At 62.2% G+C, this 16,630-nt stretch carries 14 protein-coding genes and 1 pseudogene; 5 read left to right on the top strand and 10 right to left on the bottom strand.

What is annotated here, in order from left to right:
• Positions 1-76 precede the first annotated feature (76 nt).
• Genes I8746_RS09140 through I8746_RS09130 form a run of 3 tightly spaced genes read right to left on the bottom strand, consistent with a single transcriptional unit; the run spans position 77 to position 3,256 of the window.
• Positions 77-1,438 (bottom strand): MFS transporter, encoded by a 1,362-nt coding sequence (locus tag I8746_RS09140; RefSeq protein ID WP_221100475.1) that lies wholly within the window; start codon positions 1,436-1,438, stop codon positions 77-79.
• Between the two features lie 44 nt (positions 1,439-1,482).
• Entirely contained in the window at positions 1,483-1,830 is a 348-nt protein-coding gene (locus tag I8746_RS09135) for a cupin domain-containing protein (RefSeq protein WP_221100474.1), read from the bottom strand.
• A 19-nt stretch (positions 1,831-1,849) separates the two neighbouring features.
• A complete protein-coding gene (locus tag I8746_RS09130; RefSeq protein ID WP_221100473.1) occupies positions 1,850-3,256 on the bottom strand; it encodes an FAD-binding oxidoreductase in 1,407 nt (468 codons plus the stop codon).
• A gap of 467 nt (positions 3,257-3,723) precedes the next feature.
• Here I8746_RS09130 and I8746_RS09125 point away from each other — a divergent pair.
• Positions 3,724-4,059 (top strand): annotated as a pseudogene (locus I8746_RS09125) (PLP-dependent aminotransferase family protein); the annotation flags it as partial.
• Here I8746_RS09125 and I8746_RS09120 read toward each other — a convergent pair.
• A complete protein-coding gene (locus I8746_RS09120; RefSeq protein ID WP_003256168.1) occupies positions 4,052-5,248 on the bottom strand; it encodes a CynX/NimT family MFS transporter in 1,197 nt (398 codons plus the stop codon). The pseudogene I8746_RS09125 and the gene I8746_RS09120 sit on opposite strands and share 8 nt — an antisense overlap.
• 200 nt (positions 5,249-5,448) lie before the next feature.
• Between I8746_RS09120 and I8746_RS09115 the strand changes: the two genes are divergently transcribed.
• Positions 5,449-5,886 (top strand): carboxymuconolactone decarboxylase family protein, encoded by a 438-nt coding sequence (locus I8746_RS09115; RefSeq protein ID WP_012051952.1) that lies wholly within the window; start codon positions 5,449-5,451, stop codon positions 5,884-5,886.
• A 175-nt stretch (positions 5,887-6,061) separates the two neighbouring features.
• Here the strand turns inward: I8746_RS09115 and I8746_RS09110 are convergent, their stop codons facing one another.
• A complete protein-coding gene (locus I8746_RS09110) occupies positions 6,062-7,150 on the bottom strand; it encodes an AraC family transcriptional regulator (protein ID WP_047603083.1) in 1,089 nt (362 codons plus the stop codon).
• 168 nt (positions 7,151-7,318) lie between these two features.
• Between I8746_RS09110 and I8746_RS09105 the strand changes: the two genes are divergently transcribed.
• Genes I8746_RS09105 through I8746_RS09095 form a run of 3 tightly spaced genes read left to right on the top strand, consistent with a single transcriptional unit; the run spans position 7,319 to position 9,959 of the window.
• Positions 7,319-8,503 (top strand): acetyl-CoA C-acyltransferase family protein, encoded by a 1,185-nt coding sequence (locus I8746_RS09105; protein WP_003256172.1) that lies wholly within the window; start codon positions 7,319-7,321, stop codon positions 8,501-8,503.
• A gap of 13 nt (positions 8,504-8,516) precedes the next feature.
• Positions 8,517-9,365, top strand: a complete 849-nt coding sequence (locus I8746_RS09100; protein ID WP_221100472.1) for a 3-hydroxybutyryl-CoA dehydrogenase — start codon at positions 8,517-8,519, stop codon at positions 9,363-9,365.
• 12 nt (positions 9,366-9,377) lie between these two features.
• Positions 9,378-9,959 (top strand): TetR/AcrR family transcriptional regulator, encoded by a 582-nt coding sequence (locus I8746_RS09095; protein ID WP_221100471.1) that lies wholly within the window; start codon positions 9,378-9,380, stop codon positions 9,957-9,959.
• A gap of 48 nt (positions 9,960-10,007) precedes the next feature.
• On the opposite strand, the gene I8746_RS09090 is transcribed toward I8746_RS09095, so the two are convergent.
• From I8746_RS09090 to I8746_RS09070, 5 genes are read right to left on the bottom strand one after another with little or no spacing between them, the layout of a single operon-like run.
• On the bottom strand, positions 10,008-10,385 hold the full coding sequence (locus I8746_RS09090; RefSeq protein ID WP_003256176.1) for a response regulator: 378 nt from the start codon (positions 10,383-10,385) through the stop codon (positions 10,008-10,010).
• A gap of 44 nt (positions 10,386-10,429) precedes the next feature.
• The gene (locus tag I8746_RS09085; protein ID WP_088512342.1) at positions 10,430-11,656 is read right to left on the bottom strand and encodes a hybrid sensor histidine kinase/response regulator; all 1,227 of its coding nucleotides are present in this window, start codon (positions 11,654-11,656) and stop codon (positions 10,430-10,432) included.
• Positions 11,650-12,225, bottom strand: a complete 576-nt coding sequence (locus tag I8746_RS09080; protein ID WP_221100470.1) for a chemotaxis protein CheB — start codon at positions 12,223-12,225, stop codon at positions 11,650-11,652. The genes I8746_RS09085 and I8746_RS09080 overlap by 7 nt, the downstream gene beginning before the upstream one ends.
• Complete coding sequence (locus I8746_RS09075) at positions 12,222-13,043, bottom strand: protein-glutamate O-methyltransferase CheR (RefSeq protein WP_003256179.1); 822 nt, start codon at positions 13,041-13,043, stop codon at positions 12,222-12,224. Before I8746_RS09075 ends, I8746_RS09080 begins: the two co-directional genes overlap by 4 nt.
• On the bottom strand, positions 13,040-16,507 hold the full coding sequence (locus I8746_RS09070) for a response regulator (protein WP_221100469.1): 3,468 nt from the start codon (positions 16,505-16,507) through the stop codon (positions 13,040-13,042). The genes I8746_RS09075 and I8746_RS09070 overlap by 4 nt, the downstream gene beginning before the upstream one ends.
• Between the last annotated feature and the right edge of the window lie 123 nt (positions 16,508-16,630).

The raw sequence follows: 16,630 nt of genomic DNA, 5'->3' as shown, positions 1-16,630 counted from the left end.
CCCCGCCGGACTCAGATCCCACCCTAGCAGCGACGCCTATTGGGCGTCGAGCCAGAACTGTGCTTGGAGCGTTCAATCAAGTTGCCATGCTCAACGACGCTGACTGTTGGAGGGAACGACCTTTGGTTTCCGGTGCCCAGGCCAAGCAAACGAAGAACGCCAACAACGTAATTCCAGCACCAATCATCAATGTCGCTTGCAGACCAATAGACTCGATGCCAATTGGCGTCAGGTATGTACCTGTCGCGGCACCGATCCGACTGAAACCTACAGCCACACCGACCGCAGTGGCCCGGACGGATGTCGGGAACAGCTCATTGGGGTAGATCCACTCCAGGATGCTCGGCCCGCCCGAAACGAAGGCATAAAACGCAAATGCGCCGATGATGAACCAGGCAGGCGCATCCGCCCACATTCCCAGGGCGAAGAGCGGAATGGCCATCAACGCAAACGGTACGAGCACCATAGGGCGGCGCCCCCAGGTTTCCACGAGTTTAAGCGCCGGTATCACACCAATGGCAAACAGCGTGGCGATCAGAAGCTCTCCCAAAGTCGACGCGTTTACTCCTTTGATACCGGCGGAGATCAGGATCATGCCGCCGAAGGTGTAGAGTACGTATTGAGGGGTAATCTGAGCGAAGTAGAGTACGCCGCACATGATGGTGCGCTTCAGGTAACCGCCCGAAGAGATCATTTTCAGGTCGGCCAGCATGGAGCGTGGTCGCCCGCCGTCAGTGAGCTGATCAATGTCGTGCTGGGTGATCTTCACCGACTTGCCGTAGACCTGACGAATGACCTCTTCCGCTTCCTGCACACGCCCCTTACTGGCCAGCCAGCGCGGCGACTCAGGAATGCCACGGCGCATAATCACGACGATCAGACCGACCACAGCACCACTGAATAGCATCCAGCGCCACAAAGAGTGATCGCCACTGAACTTCACAACGAGGTAGCCCACCACGAAGGCCGTCATCGCACCCACCGACCAAGCAAGGCCGGAGAGCCCGATCATGAAGCCACGACGCTTCGAGGGCGTGAACTCGGTGAGCAGCGAGGTGGCGATCGGATAGTCAGCACCAACTGCCAGACCGATAACGAAGCGCAGCATGATGAGCTGCCAAGCGTCAGTCACGAAGGCACTCAGACCGCAGGCCACGATAAGTACCGTCAAGTCGAGTGCGTACATGGTTTCTCGACCAATCCTGTCGGTGACCGCTCCGAACACCGTGGCGCCGAAGAAAATGCCCAACAACGAAGCGGCACCGATGAGACCAGTCTCTACTGGCGATGCCGGAATGTCGTGGGCGAAACCGATAAGGGCAATGCCAATGAGACTGAGGATGTACCCGTCCAGAAATGGGCCACCGCAGCAAGCAAGAAGTAGTTTGCGGTGAAACTTGGAGACGGGCGAATTCTCGATGATGTCGAACACGCTCATATAACGACCTTTCTTATTGAAATTATGGGAAGCGCGAGGGCCGATCAGCCGACGATGAAGTAGTGCTTGGTTACGGTTTCCTCGATCACCCAGACACCGGTGGTGTTCGGGGCGAAGTACACGGCGTCACCCGCTTGGAAGGTAATGGTCTCGCGATCATCAGGCGTGAAGCTTCCCTTGCCGCTGATGAAGTAGCTGTATTCAGCCTGGAGAACCTGACGCCTCCAGGTACCCGGTGTGCATTCCCAAACACCCAGCGAAAAGCGTGGGTCTTCAACAACCTCATCAAGGGCAAGACGGGTTTGGGAAACCAAATCATCCAGTGGTTGGGCGACTGGGGTGGAGGCCGAGAACGTGGTATCGGCAGCAAGGCGTTTTACGATTGGGGTCATGTCGTTGACTCCTGTATGGTCAGGCTTTGTCTTCAAGTCCAGCAGGGGCAAGCCCTGCCAGCATTCGGTCAATTGTCGAAGGTCGAGCGCCGCTCATTTCTGCGTGCTCTTTGCGAATTACGGCGTTTCTGACGAGGCTGCCGCCCCAGTAGCGGAATGGCTCTGGAGGAAATGTCCTGCAACTGCGCCCCACTAGAGGACAGGTGCTCCATTCGTCCTTGATCCCAAGCGCCAAGCTGGCCAGGATGCGGCCACCGAGCCGGCTGGGGCCCACGCCGTTGCCGCTCCAACCGATTCCGTAATGGATGTTCTGGCTGCCAGCCAAGGTGCCAAACACCGGCAAGCTGTCGTAGGTACGATCGATTGGCCCTGACCAGGTATTCGTGAGTGGGGTCGAAGCAAGACTCGGATACGTGCGGCGGAAGTCAGCTTCCGTCAGCTCGATGCTCTCCGCGTGCTTGCAGAAGGTGTCGTCGATTTGAGAGCCATAAGCCAACGCACCGGTACCTTTGCCGAAGGCGATACGTCCATCACGGGTAGTGCGGTAGTAGTCCACCATCAACTGCGAGTCAGTAATCGACTGCTGCCCTGTCCAGCCAATTTGCTCCAGCTTGTCTGAAATCGGCTCGGTCACAACGATGGAGCTGTTCACTGGGACGATCAGCTTGGCCAGTTCAGGGATCGATGCGGCCCAGGCATTGCTGGCAAGCACCACAGAACTAGCGTTCACATGGCCCTTGGTGGAAATCAGGCGCACCGTTCTGCCCGGCTCGATGCTATCGACAGGTGTTTGTTCGAAAATACGAACACCGGCCTTCTTGGCGACTGCGCGCATGCCTCGAACCAAAGCGCCAGGTTGAACCGTGGCATTACTGCGCTCAAAAACCCCGGCCAGGTGCACTCCTGAGCCCGCCATCTGAGCGACGACGTCACCTGAAAGCCGCTCGAAAGGCGCGACGCCAAGTCGAGCGCAGGTCTCGAGCGTGCTATTCCAACTGTCGATATGGGCCGGCGTGGTCGCCGTCCAAAGCCAGCCCTTACGGACATAATGCGCATCGATCTGGTGCTGCTCACAGAACTCGCCCAGTTCGGTGATGGCGTGCTCAGCAGCATGCGCCAGGAACAATGCTTGCTCCTTGGTACAGAAGCTCAGCAGCGAACCGATCTTGGGCCACCAGGACATGACAAATCCGCCGTTGCGCCCGGAAGCCCCGCCACCACAAATATCCTGCTCCAGTACCACCACGTTGATATTAGGGGCGCGCTCTTTGAGGGTGAGCGCCGTCCACAACCCCACGAATCCGCCACCGACGATAGCGACGTCAACATTGCATTCACCCTGCAAGGACGAAGTGGGTTGTAGGTTTTCCTCCAGACTCTGCAGCCAGTAGCTGCGCGTCAGAGGGCGAGAAGAGGCCAGGCGCATTGGATGGGTTCCACTGTGTTGTTTTTCACAGTTTCTCCTCGCTGCTGGCAGCGCCGCCATTGCACGTTAATAAGAAGATGAAACAAGGCCTTCATAACATCGGATGAAGCCATGCCGTCTATTACAAGGGGCTATATGCACTCTGGCCGCAATGATTCCGTGATGAGGTAACTGCCGAAAATAGGTACAACTACGATTGGACTCCCTGAACGATGCAGCGCCACACCAGTGCGCAAGCGTGTTTCTAAATAATCATGAGCATGGGTGCGCCTATGGGAGCTCCTTGGCTTTCGACAGCAAGCTAGCAGGAAGCTCTGGATGCCCCGCGCTAAAGTGCTTCACACGCCCGAAATCCGACCTGTCCATTTCCTCCGTCAGCCATACGGACAAGCTTCCATGAACCAAAAGCCCGGTTTTACTGGGCCAGGCCGTTGTCCGTACTCACTCTATATATAGAGTACAAACTAGGCCACCTGAACAAGCACATCCGCCGCTGCCACGAGGTCTACAGTGCACGCCGCGAGCGCATCCTGGCGCGCCTTGGCGGCGATCTGGCACCGTGGTTCAGCGCCATCCCCGCCAGCGCAGGCTTCCACCTCAGTGCCTTGGCTACCCCCGCAGTGGATGTGGAACTGTTGGCCAACCTCGCGCGCAAGGTAGAGGTCGGCCTGTATTCACTGGCCCCCTTCTTCAGCGAGGCGCCGGTCCGCCCGGGGCTATTGATGGGCTTCGGCGCCATCGAACTGCTGGACATCGACCCGGCGCTGGACCGGGTACGCGATACCCTGCAACGCCTCAGTTGACCGGTGCGGCCTTGCCGGTTGCGGCCGGCCGGGCGATAGCCGCCGCATAGCCGCGCGGGTTGAAGCACGCGGTCACCAGCAGCATTGCCATCACGGTCACGGTCAACAGCGTCCACGAAGCCTGGAAGTCGCCACTGACATCCCGCAGCCAACCCGTGATATACGGCACGATGCCGGTGATGATAAAGCCGATACCCTGTACGAACGCCGCCAGGCTGCCGGCCTCGGCAGGCGTTTTCAGGTGTTCCAGGGTCAACGTCAGGCACTGGCTGAAGCAGGCACCCAAGCCAAAGCCGATCATGGCGACCCAAAGCCCGGAAGCCGCCGCAGGTGCCAGCAAAAGCCCCAGAAAGCCCGCCAGCTGGATCGCCAGCGCCAGCCACAAACCCGGGCGCCTGTCGGCCCAACGTCGCAGCAGCAGCGGCAAGCCAAGCGCACCGAGCACCTGAAAGACGGTCATCAGGCCCACCAGGTCGGCACCGCCCTGAGCGCTGCCGCCGTGCTCGATGTGGTAAGCCGGCAACCAGGCCACCATGCTGGTGTAGCCGCCGTTGATCAGGCCGAAGTACAGGGCCAGCAACCACGCCCGGCGGGTGCCGAACCAGTGCCCGCCTGCGGCCCCAGACAGCTTTGGCGCCTCCTGCCTCGGCCGCAGCACGGCCCAGGCCAGCACCGCCAGCACGGCCGGGATCGCCCAAACGCCCAGGCCCGCCTGCCAGTAACCGAAATGGCCGCTGATGTGTGGACCGAGTACTGCCGCCAAGCCGCCGCCGCTCATCAGCGCCGCCGAGTACAGCCCCATCGCCCCGGCCAGACGGCCAGGGAACCAGCGGTTGACCAGCCCCGGCATCATGCCCTGCACCACCGCCACGCCCAGGCCGGCGACCAGCGCACTGGCGATCAGCGCCCAGGCACTGTCCAGTTGCAGGCGCCACAGGCAGGCCAAGGCAATGGCGGTCAGGCCCCCAAGCATGCCGCCGTGCTCGCTGACCCAGCGTCGCAGCCACGGTTGCAACAGGGGCACCAGGCCCATGCACAGCACCGGTAGCGCCGTCAGCAAGGCGGCCTGCTGATAACCCAGGCCGGTGCTGGCGCGCATGGGTTCGAGTAAGGGGCCGATACTGGTCAGGATCGGCCGCAGGTTCAACGCCAGCAGGATCACCAGCAGCAGGTTCAGTACAGCGCTCATTGTGAGTCGGTTCTCTTGTAGCAGGAACTGGCCATTATCCCGGCTCGGCTGGCTTGGCAGAAATGAAGAGATTGGATGCAGGTCAGTGGCCACCTGAATGGACGATTGGCCTCCCGCTTATGCGCAAAATTGGCTATCGGGGTGGCCAATGAGCGGCGCTACAGTAGCGCCATATCCACCCCACACGCCTGGAGACTGACATGCACAACCGTATCGAATGGGCCAAACACGCGCCGCAAGCCTACAGAGCCATGGTCGGCCTGGAGCAGGCGCTGGCTAACAGCGGCCTTGAAAACTCGCTGCTGGAGCTGATACGCCTGCGCGCTTCGCAGATCAACGGCTGCGCCTACTGCGTCAACCTGCATGCCAACGATGCGCGCAAGGCCGGTGAGACCGAAGCACGCCTGCAGACCTTGTGCGTGTGGCAGGAAACCAGCTACTTCACGCCGCGTGAACGCGCTGCGCTGGCCTGGGTCGAGAGCCTGACCCGCTTGCCAGAACAGGGTGCGCCGCAGGGGCAATATGAAGCCCTGCAGGAACACTTCGAGCCGGCCGAGGTGGCCAACCTGACCTTGGCGATTGCCACCATCAATGCCTGGAACCGGTTCGGCGTCGGCTTTGCCATGGTGCCGGCCTGATCCTTTCGGGTGGCCTGTGCAGGCCTATTCGCGGGCAAGCCCGCTCCTACAATTCTGCGCCCTGTAGGAGCGGGTTTACCCGCGAACACCGGCAGAGCCGGTGCCATCCACCGCGTTGGTTTCTTCGCGGGCATGCCCGCTCCCACAGTTCTGTGCGTGCCCTGTAGGAGCGGGTTTACCCGCGAACACCGGCAGTGCCGGTGCCATCCACCGCGTTGGTTTCTTCGCGGGCATGCCCGCTCCCACAGGTAGAACGCAGGCCGGCCAGCCGCGCCCGGTAGCTTCCTGGGCTCTGCCCGGTCCACTTCTTGAACGCCCGGTGGAAGGCACTCGGTTCCTGAAACCCCGCCTGCTCGGCAATTTCGGCAATGCTCAACGCGCCTTCGCGCAGCCGCTCGAAGGCCATGGCCCGGCGCACTTCATCCTTGATCTGCTGGTACGAACGCCCCTCCCGCTCCAACTGCCGGCGAAAGGTACTGGCACTGACTCCCTGCTGCTGCGCCAGCGCGGCCAATGTCGGCCACTGTCCATAGCGCAATGCCCGCAGGTGCCGATACACCTCAGCCACCAGCCCGTTCTGATTGCGAAAGCGGATCACCAGGCCCTGTGGCGCACTGCGCAGGAAGGTCTGCAAAGCCGCCCGGTCCTGCACCACCGGCAGGCGCAGGTAAGCGCTGTCGAACTCTACCTCGGTGCGTCCGCTGCCCAGGCGCAGGTCCGGCCCCCACAGCAGCAAGTCGTCCTCCTGGGCCGGGCGCGACACCGCGAGCTCCGTGCGGTCGATGGCAATCCGCCGCCCGGCCAGCCAGCACAGCATGCCGATCATCAGCACCAGGTAGGTTTCCTCGGCATAGACCCGGGTCAATGGGTCGGCAATGTTCGACTGCACGCTGATCAGCGCCCGCCCGCCACGTACCGTCAGGCTGCCACGCAGGTCACGCAGGAACAGGCCGAAGCCCCCCATGCACTGGCGCAAGGCCTTTTCCAGGTTCGGCTCGAGGATCAAACCCCGGCAGATCAGGGCAAAACTGCCCAGCGGCATGCCGTGGCTGTCGAGGCCAAAGAACTCATCGTCCAGGCGCTGGATCAACGCCAGCCACAGCTGGGCGAACGCCTTGGCCGGCACCCGCGCCTGAGGCTGATCCAGCAGCTGCGGGGCAATGCCCACCGCACGCAGCTGGGCATCACGCTCGGCGGGCGTGTCGCGCAGGGCGTGGAGCATGGCGTTGAGGAAGTACACGGCGACTGAATCGCTTTCGCGCATGGCGGTTTTCGCTGTCTATGCTGAGTGGCAAAAAGTGCCAGGTTGTTTGAACAGATCCGGCATAGGCGGCAACAGAGCCTTTGCCTAGACTCGATCCCACTCCGGGGCCGCCCACCATTCTCGCAGAGCCTGGCCCGGTCCCGCCACGCCTTCGCAATCGGAGCCCTCATGAGCAGCGCAGAAATCTACGTCGTCAGTGCCGTCCGTTCAGCCATTGGTGGCTTCGGCGGTTCCCTCAAGGACCTGCCACTGGCCGACCTGGCCAGCGCCGTGACCCGCGCCGCCATCGAGCGTTCGGGCCTGGCCGCCGAGCAAGTCGGCCACCTGGTGATGGGCACGGTGATCCCCACCGAACCGCGTGACGCCTACCTGGCACGGGTAGCGGCAATGAACGCTGGCATCCCCAAGGAAACGCCGGCATTCAACGTCAACCGCCTGTGCGGGTCTGGCCTGCAGGCTATTGTCTCTGCGGCCCAGGGCCTGTTGCTGGGCGACACCGATGTGGCCGTCGCAGCCGGCGCCGAATCCATGAGCCGTGGCCCTTACCTGCTGCCACAGGCGCGCTGGGGTGCACGCATGGGTGACCTGCAAGGCATCGACTATACCGTCGGCGTGCTGCAGGACCCGTTCCAGCACTTCCACATGGGCATCACCGCCGAGAACGTTTCGGCCAAGCACGGCATTACCCGCGAAATGCAGGACGAACTGGCCTTGACCAGCCAGCGCCGCGCCGCGCGTGCCATTGCCGAGGGCCGCTTCGCCAGCCAGATCGTTGCGCTGGAACTGAAAACCCGCAAGGGCAGCGTGCAGTTCAGTGTCGACGAGCATGTGCGTGCTGATGTGACCGCCGAACAACTGGCCGGCATGAAGCCGGTATTCAAGAAAGACGGCACCGTCACCGCCGGCAACGCCAGCGGTATCAACGATGGCGCCGCCGGCCTGGTGTTGGCCACCGGTGACGCGGTGCGCCGCCTGGGCCTGAAGCCACTGGCACGCCTGGTGGGCTACGCCCACGCCGGGGTGGAGCCCGAGCTGATGGGCCTGGGGCCGATTCCGGCCACCCGCAAAGTGCTGGAAAAAACCGGCCTGAACCTGCAAGACCTGGATGTGATCGAGTCCAACGAGGCCTTCGCCGCCCAGGCCTGCGCCGTGGCCCGCGAGCTGGGCTTCGACCCGGAAAAGGTCAACCCCAACGGTTCGGGCATTTCCCTGGGCCACCCGGTGGGTGCCACCGGTGCGATCATCGCCACCAAGGCCATCCATGAACTGCAGCGCATCCAGGGCCGCTACGCCCTGGCCACGATGTGTATCGGCGGTGGCCAAGGCATCGCCGTCGTGTTCGAGCGCGTCTGAGGGAGACTGACACATGAGCATTGAACAGATCGCCGTGATCGGCGCGGGCACCATGGGCAACGGCATTGCCCAGGTGTGCGCCATTGCCGGCTACCAGGTGCTGCTGGTGGATGTTTCCGACGCAGCGCTCGAGCGCGGCGTGGCCACCTTGAGCAAGAACCTCGAGCGCCAGGTCAGCAAAGGCACCCTCGACGCCGATAAGGCCGCAGCCGCCAAAGCACGCATTCGCACCAGCACCGACTACACCCAGCTCAGCGCTGCACACCTGGTGATTGAAGCGGCGACCGAGAACCTGCAGCTCAAGCAGCGCATCCTGCAGCAGGTGGCAGCCAACGTTGCCGCCGACTGCCTGATCGCCACCAACACCTCGTCGCTGTCGGTGACCCAACTGGCCGCCAGCATCGAGCACCCCGAGCGCTTCATTGGTGTGCACTTCTTCAACCCGGTGCCGATGATGGCGCTGGTGGAGATCATTCGTGGCCTGCAGACAAGCGACCATACCTACGCCAAAGCGCTGGTGGTGACCGAAAAAGTCGGCAAGACCCCGATCACCGCCGGCAACCGCCCGGGCTTCGTGGTCAACCGCATTCTGGTGCCAATGATCAACGAGGCGATCTTTGTGCGCCAGGAAGGCCTGGCCAGTGCCGAGGACATCGACACGGGCATGCGCCTGGGCTGCAACCAGCCGATCGGCCCGCTGGCCTTGGCCGACCTGATCGGCCTGGACACCCTGCTGGCGATCATGGAGGCCTTCCATGAAGGCTTCAACGACAGCAAGTACCGCCCTGCTCCGCTGCTCAAGGAAATGGTCGCGGCCGGCTGGCTGGGGCGCAAGAGCGGTCGCGGTTTCTTCACCTACTGAGGACCAAGCACCATGCCCCCGGTCAATGCCGCAATGCGCTGTGCCAACTTTGAGGAGCGACGTGACCAGGCCATGGCATTGTTTGCCGAAAAGGGCTTTGGCCAGGTCAGCATGCGCGAGCTGGCGGCCCATGTGGGGCTGACCGCCGGCTCGCTGTACCATCACTTTCCCAGCAAGCAGGACCTGCTGTACGACTTGATCGAAGAGTTGTACGAAGAGCTGCAGGCCACCCTGGACCAGGCCCGCCGGGCCATGGCCCGGGGGACATCGGCATTGAGCTGCCTGATTGCTGCGCACTGGCAGTTGCATGCCGAACGGCCGCTGCAGTATCGGCTGGCCGAGCGGGATCTGTGTTGTTTGAGTGAGGCGCAACAGGCGCACCTGGCATCGTTGCGCAAGCGCTATGAGGCGGGTTTGCTGCGCTTGATCGCACCGCAAGCGAAACTGCCGGGGCAAGCGTTGGACGCTACAGCGCATGTACTGGCGACGTTTCTCAACCAGCTGCCGGGGTTGCTCAAAGCACTGCCTGAAGCGCAAGGGTTGGAGCTGATGGAAAACTTGCTGGTCGGCGGAATTGAGCGGACGCTGCGATAGCCTGCAACGGCCTCCTCGCGGGTTTGCCCCGCGAAAAGGCCGGATGCCTCAGCGCAACAGCGACTGGATCTGCTCGTGCAAGGTATCCAGGTCAAACGGCTTGGCCAGGATAGGTGCCTTGCGGGTGATCGGGCTGCCAGATTCGAGAATCTCCGCCGGGTAGCCGCTGATGAAAATCACCTTCAGGTCAGGCCGCAATTTCACCGCGGGCTCGGCAATATCCACCCCCGAGATCCCCCCCGGCAAACGGAAGTCTGTCACCATCAGGTCCAGGTGCGGTTTGCTGGCCAGGATGGCAAACGCCTGCTCGCCATCCTCAGCCACCAGGACGTGGTACCCCTCACCCGCCAGGTAATCGCGCAAAATCATGCGAATCGCCGGTTCATCCTCGACGACCAGAACCACATCTTGTGCATCTTCACTCATGTTAACGCCTTGAAATACTTACAGTTGGCCATCAGACCCCAGGCTTACACAGAGGTTGCCCGCGCCTGGTCGTTTTGTTCTTTGAATATTGCCATCGGCAATTGCAGGGTGAATGTGGCACCCTTGCCCTCCTCGCTTTCAACCTGTATCCGGCCACCGTGCGCCTGGACGATCTGCTCGGAGATGTACAACCCCAGGCCCAACCCTCCGCTGGCCTGCTGGGCAGAGACCCGCTCGAACTGCTGGAAGATCCGCTGCTGGTTGACGGCGCTGATACCGATGCCGTGGTCCTGCACCTGCACCCAGGCCATGCCGCCCTGCTCGAACACCCGTACCTGCACCGGTTTGCGCTCGCCGTAACGCATTGCATTGGACAACAGGTTGGCCACTACTTGTTCAATCCGGAATTCGTCCCACTCCCCCTTCAGCGCTTCGCAACGCTGCAATTCGATGTGTGTTTCCAGGGCCATGGCCTGCGCCGTGAAGTTTTCCACCAGCCCACGCACCAGTTGGCCCAGGTCAAACAGTTTGGGCCGCAGCGACAGTTTACCGGTACGGATGCGCGAAACATCGAGCATGTCCTCGACCAACCGGATCAGGCTGTTGATCTGCCGTTCGTCGCGCTCGACCATGGCCTGCAGCTTGTCGACACTGAAGGCGTCCAGGTTGCCCCGTGCCAGGTGCATCTTGCGCAACTGGGTTTCCAGGATCAGGCCATTGAGCGGCGTGCGCACCTCGTGGGAGACGATCGACATGAAGTCGTCACGCATGCGCACGGCGTGCTCCAGCTCACACCGTGCCACCTGCAACTGGCTGAGCAGCAGCTCCTGTTCCTGGCGGCTCTGCTCCAGGGCTTCCAGCTGCCGGCCAAGCACCTTGCGCTGGCGGAACAGGTCGACGAACACCGAGACCTTGCTTTTCACCGCCAGGGTGTCGAGCGGCTTGTGCAGAAAGTCCACGGCCCCGCTCTCGTAGCCCTTGAAGGCATAATTCATCTCGCGACCCGCCGCGCTGACGAAGACGATCGGGATGTGCTTGGTCTTGTCGGTACCGCGCATCAGCTCGGCCAGTTCAAAACCGTTCATGCCCGGCATCTGCACATCGAGAATGGCCAGTGCGAACTCGTGCTCGAGCAGCAACGACAAGGCAGCCTCGGCAGACTGTGCCTGGTGCACCTCGCGGTCCTCGCCCTGGATCAGGGCATCGAGCGCCAGCAGGTTTTCCGGCAAGTCGTCGACAATCAGCAGTTTGGCGATGGTGTGGCTTAGCATGCGCTGTATTCCAGGGTCGCGAGCAACTGCCCGATACCGCTCAGAGTAAGAATATGGTCGGGCTGGTGCAGGGCCAGGGCGGCCTCCGGCATCAGGGCAACCTGTGCGTCACGAGGGTCCTGGACAATCGTGCGCCCCCCATTGTTCTTGATGTAGGCAAGGCCCCTGGCGCCGTCTTCGTTGGCGCCGGTAAGCAGCACACCCAGCAGGCTGTCGCCATAGGCATCGGCCGCCGAGATGAACAGGAAGTCGATCGCAGGGCGCGAGAAATGCACCGGTTCTTCCTGGCTCAGCGACAGCGTCAGGTCGCGCTCCACCGACAAGTGGTAACCCGGCCCTGCCACATAGATCTGCCCGCTGCTGATCCTCTCCTTGTCACGTGCCTCGCACACCGGCCGATGCAGCCGCCGCTGCAGCACGCCGGCCAGCTGGCTGTGGCGATCGTCCGGCAGGTGCAGCACGCAGAGCACCGGTATGGCGAACGTCGACGGCAGCGCGCCGAGCACCTGGAACAATGCCGCCACGCCACCGGCGGAGGCGCCGATCACCACTGCACGTACACCGCTCATGATTTACGGAAGATCCGTTGAGGCTTGACCAGCGGCTCGAAACGATCGCTGTAGGCCGAAAAGTCCACCGACTCCTTGCTACCCAGCACCAGGAAACCACGGTGGCAGAGCGACTCATGGAACAGGCCCAGCGCCCGATCCTGCAGGTCCTTGTTGAAGTAGATCAGCACATTGCGGCACGACACCAACTGGGTCTCGGAGAACACGCTGTCGGTGGCCAGGCTGTGGTCGGCGAAGGTGACATTGTCGCGCAGGCTGCTGTCCATGATGGCGTTGCCATAGGCGGCGGTGTAGTACTCGGCGAAGTCTCGGCGGCCACCGGCCAGGCGGTAGTTTTCCTCGTATTCGCGCATGCTCTGCATCGAGTAGATGCCCTGCTTGGCCTTGTCCAGCGAATGCGGGTTGATGTCGGTGGCGTAGATGATGGTGCGCTCAAGCAGCCCTTCCTCACGCAACAGGATGGCCATGGAATACACCTCTTCCCCCGTGCTGCAGCCCGCGATCCAGACCTTGATCGAGGGCCAGGTACGCAGCAACGGCACCACTTCGTTGCGCACGGCAAGGAAGTGGTCAGGGTCACGGAACATCTCGCTGACCGGGATCGTCAGGTACTGCAGCAGTTGCATGAACATGCCCGGGTCGTGCAGCACACGCTCCTGCAGCGCAGACACCGTCAGGCAATCGAACTGACGCAGCGCGTGGAGGATCCGACGCTTGATCGAAGCGCCGGAATAATTGCGGAAATCGTAGCTGTACTTGAGGTAGATCGCCTCGATCAGCAGTCGGATCTCGATGTCGGTGTTGCGTTCGCTAGTCAAATTCGCTCCAGTTGCGGCAGCCAGACACGGATCAACGAGAACAGGCGGTCCAGGTCGATCGGCTTGGCCAGGTAGTCATTGGCACCGGCTTGCAGGCAACGCTGCTGGTCATCCTTCATGGCCTTGGCGGTCACGGCGATGATCGGCAGTTTGCGCCAGCGCGGTTGCTGGCGGATCAGCCGCGTGGCCTCGAAGCCGTCCATCTCCGGCATCATCACGTCCATCAGCACCAGGTCGATGTCGTCGTGCTGCTCCAGGCGCTCGATGGCTTCGCGCCCGTTGCGGCCGATTTCGACAATGGCGCCCTTGTGCTCCAGGGCACTGGTCAGGGCGAAGATATTACGCACATCGTCATCCACCAGCAGCACCTTGCGGCCCTCGAACACCTTGTCGCGGCTGCGCGCGGTCTTGAGCATGCGCTGACGCTCGTTGGACAGCTGCGATTCGACCTTGTGCAGGAACAGCGTCACTTCGTCGAGCAGGCGCTCCGGCGAACGTGCGCCCTTGATGATGATCGAGCGTGAGTACTTGAGCAGATCGGCTTCTTCCTCGCGGGTGAGGTTGCGGCCGGTATACACGATCACCGGCGGGAAGGCGCGGATATCCTCGGCGGTCATGCGCTTGAGCAGCTCGTTGCCGAGCATGTCTGGAAGCTTGAGGTCGATGATCATGCAGTCGTAGATGTTCTGGCGCAACAGCGCCAGTGCATCCTGGGCCATGGCGACGGCCGTGATCTCGACATCGTCGTCGCCGATCAGCCGGGCGATGCTCTCGCGCTGCAGGTCGTCGTCTTCCACCAGCAGGATGTGCTTGAGCTTTTGCGTAAGCTTGGCTTCCAGGCGAGCGAACACCTCCTTGAGCTCCTCGCGGCTGGTGGGTTTGACCGCATACCCCACCGCCCCCATGTGCATGGCCGCCTCGACGCGGTCTTCCACCGAAATGATGTGCACCGGGATATGGCGGGTGCTGGCCTGCTCCTTGAGGCGCTGCAGGACGGTCAGGCCCGAGTGGTCGGGCAGGCGCATGTCCAGCAGGATCGCATCCGGAATGTACTGGGCTGCCAGCTCGAAGCCTTCGTCGGCGCCATGGGCCACCAGGCAGCTATAGCCCAGCTCATGGGCCAGGTCGAAGAGGATGCGGGCAAAGTTGGGCTCGTCTTCGATCACCAGAATGCAACGGGTATCGAAAGGGGCCCGCTCGCGGTCGTCGGCAAAGGCCGGCGCCGGGCGCATGACAGCGGCGGCCAACGGCGCTTGCGGTGCGGGCGGCAACGCATCGACGGCCGGGCGCAGGCTTTGCGGCTCGACGTCTTCGGCCTCGGCGGCGTAGCGCTCCGGCAGAATCAGGCTGAACACGCTGCCTTGCCCAGGGCTGCTGTCGACATTGATCTGGCCACCGAGCAAATGCGCCAGGTCACGGGAGATCGACAGCCCCAGGCCAGTACCACCATAGCGGCGATTGCTGGTGCCATCGACCTGGTGGAAGGCGCCGAAGATCGCCTGCTGCTGATCGGCCGCAATGCCGATGCCGGTGTCACGGACTGCGAACACGATACCGCTGCCAGCCTGGAAGCTGACGTTCATGCTGACCTGACCACGCTCGGTGAACTTGATGGCGTTGGACAGCAGGTTCTTGAGGATCTGCTCCAGGCGCTGACGGTCGGTGAACAGCGTGACCGGTACCTGCGGCTCGACCTTGACCTCGAAGGCCAGCCCCTTGTGACCGGCAAGCGGCTGGAACATGCCGCGCAAGCCTTCGACCAGGCGCTCGACCTGGGTGGTCTCGGGCCGTACTTCGAGCTTGCCGGCCTCGACCTTGGCGATATCGAGAATGTCGTTGATAAGGTTGAGCAGATCGTTACCGGCCGAGTAGATGGATTCGGCGAACTTGACCTGCTCCTCACTGAGGTTGCCTTCACCGTTCTCAGCCAACAACTTGGCCAGGATCAGCGAGCTGTTGAGCGGCGTGCGCAGCTCATGGGACATGTTGGCGAGGAATTCGGACTTGTACTTGCTCGATCGCTGCAGGTCGTCGGCACGGGCCTGCAGCTCCAGCTGCGCCTGGCTCAGCTCATCGTTCTTGCGGTCCAGCGCATCGGTGCGTTCCGACAACTGCTCGTTGGTCTGCTCGAGTTCGGCCTGTTGGGTTTCCAGATGGGCTTGAGACTCCTTGAGCACCCGTGACTGCTCTTCGAGCTCTTCGTTGGCAGTCTTGAGTTCTTCCTGCTGCACCTGCAGCTCTTCATTGAGTTGCTGGGTTTCGGCCAGCACTTCCTGCAGGCGCTGGCGATAACGGGCGCTCTCGATCGACATGCCCAGGTTGCCGCCGACCCGCTCCAGCAGCTCTTCATCCCGTTCTTGCAAGGGGCGCAGGAAACCCAGCTCGATCACCCCGTTGATCTGCCCGTCTTCGGTCGCCGGCATCAGCAATGCACTGCGCGGCAAGCCACTGCCCAGGCCGGAACTGAAGCGATAGAAATCTTCGGGCAGTTCCTCCAGGCGCAGCAAGCGGCCTTCGCGGACCGCCTGGGCCAACAGGCCATGGTGATCCGACTCGATCTGCTCACGGGCCTGCTCTTCGGTACTCAGGCCATAACAGGCCACGCGCACCAGCCGGCCATGCTCGTCGCGCACGTACACGGCGCCCACCACGCTGCCCAGATAAGAGGCAAAGAAGCGCAGGATGTTCTCGCCAAGCATGGGCAAGGTCAGTTGCCCGAGCACCTGCTGCGCCAGCTGGGTCTGGCCGGTGCGCAACCAGGCCTGGTGCTCCAGGCGCTGCGCCGAGCGTTGCTGGGCTTGCAGGTTTTCAGCGTAGTTGGCCGAAAGTGCCAGCAGGTCACGACGGCCCAGGTAGGCCAGCAATGCACTGAGGCCGACAATGAACAGCACGAAAGCCGAAATCGCCGTCACGGTGACGGCACTGACTTTTTCGTTACGGGCCATGCGCAGTTGTTGTTCGGTAATGATCAGGTCATCGAACTCCTTGCGGATTTCATCGGTGATGCGCTTGCCCCGGCCATTGCCGATCGAGGCCTGGTAATCGCCCTGGCTGCGGCGCAGGCTGATCATCTCGTTACCGAAGTCGTTCCAGGCCCGCTGCAAGGCCATCAGCCGGTCAATACGGTCAACCTGCTGCGGGTTGTCCTCGACCATGCTGCGCAGGCTTTGCAGGCTGCCGAGAATGCGTGGCTTGGCCACCTCGTAAGGGTCAAGGAAGCGCTCGTCGCCCGTGATCAGGAAGCCGCGCATGCCCGTTTCCATGTCGATCGAGAGCTTGACCGTTTCGTTGGCGTTGCCGATCACCCGGTCGGTGTGCTCGACCCACTGCATGGCCGAAAGCAGGTAGTTGATCACCGCGACGAAGGCCACGGCCCCGAGCAGGCCAACCCCCAGGGGGAGGCCGATGTTACGGCTCAACAGCTTGCGAAAGCTTCGCTGGTCCATCGAGGCTGCTTGAATCATGAGAAAACGCCCGAGCTAGAAAAGTCCATTGAAAAGAGTGGCCGATCAGTCGTTATTGTTATCTGCCACTGCGCTGTCCTGATAAGCGAGTCTAACCAGCTTTCACGGGTCTGGCAGGGCATT

Source organism: Pseudomonas sp. USTB-Z, assembly GCF_019691255.1.
In the GTDB taxonomy this organism is placed as follows: Bacteria; Pseudomonadota; Gammaproteobacteria; order Pseudomonadales; family Pseudomonadaceae; genus Aquipseudomonas; species Aquipseudomonas alloputida.
Note: the sequence above shows the minus strand (reverse complement) of the source record. Positions and strands in the feature narration are given on the sequence as shown.

Coding starts and splice junctions, on each gene's coding strand:
- I8746_RS09140 (WP_221100475.1), bottom strand. CDS start 1,438: ATGAGCGTGTTCGACATCATCGAGAATTCGCCCGTCTCCAAGTTTCAC.
- I8746_RS09135 (WP_221100474.1), bottom strand. CDS start 1,830: ATGACCCCAATCGTAAAACGCCTTGCTGCCGATACCACGTTCTCGGCC.
- I8746_RS09130 (WP_221100473.1), bottom strand. CDS start 3,256: ATGCGCCTGGCCTCTTCTCGCCCTCTGACGCGCAGCTACTGGCTGCAG.
- I8746_RS09120 (WP_003256168.1), bottom strand. CDS start 5,248: ATGAGCGCTGTACTGAACCTGCTGCTGGTGATCCTGCTGGCGTTGAAC.
- I8746_RS09115 (WP_012051952.1), top strand. CDS start 5,449: ATGCACAACCGTATCGAATGGGCCAAACACGCGCCGCAAGCCTACAGA.
- I8746_RS09110 (WP_047603083.1), bottom strand. CDS start 7,150: ATGCGCGAAAGCGATTCAGTCGCCGTGTACTTCCTCAACGCCATGCTC.
- I8746_RS09105 (WP_003256172.1), top strand. CDS start 7,319: ATGAGCAGCGCAGAAATCTACGTCGTCAGTGCCGTCCGTTCAGCCATT.
- I8746_RS09100 (WP_221100472.1), top strand. CDS start 8,517: ATGAGCATTGAACAGATCGCCGTGATCGGCGCGGGCACCATGGGCAAC.
- I8746_RS09095 (WP_221100471.1), top strand. CDS start 9,378: ATGCCCCCGGTCAATGCCGCAATGCGCTGTGCCAACTTTGAGGAGCGA.
- I8746_RS09090 (WP_003256176.1), bottom strand. CDS start 10,385: ATGAGTGAAGATGCACAAGATGTGGTTCTGGTCGTCGAGGATGAACCG.
- I8746_RS09085 (WP_088512342.1), bottom strand. CDS start 11,656: ATGCTAAGCCACACCATCGCCAAACTGCTGATTGTCGACGACTTGCCG.
- I8746_RS09080 (WP_221100470.1), bottom strand. CDS start 12,225: ATGAGCGGTGTACGTGCAGTGGTGATCGGCGCCTCCGCCGGTGGCGTG.
- I8746_RS09070 (WP_221100469.1), bottom strand. CDS start 16,507: ATGATTCAAGCAGCCTCGATGGACCAGCGAAGCTTTCGCAAGCTGTTG.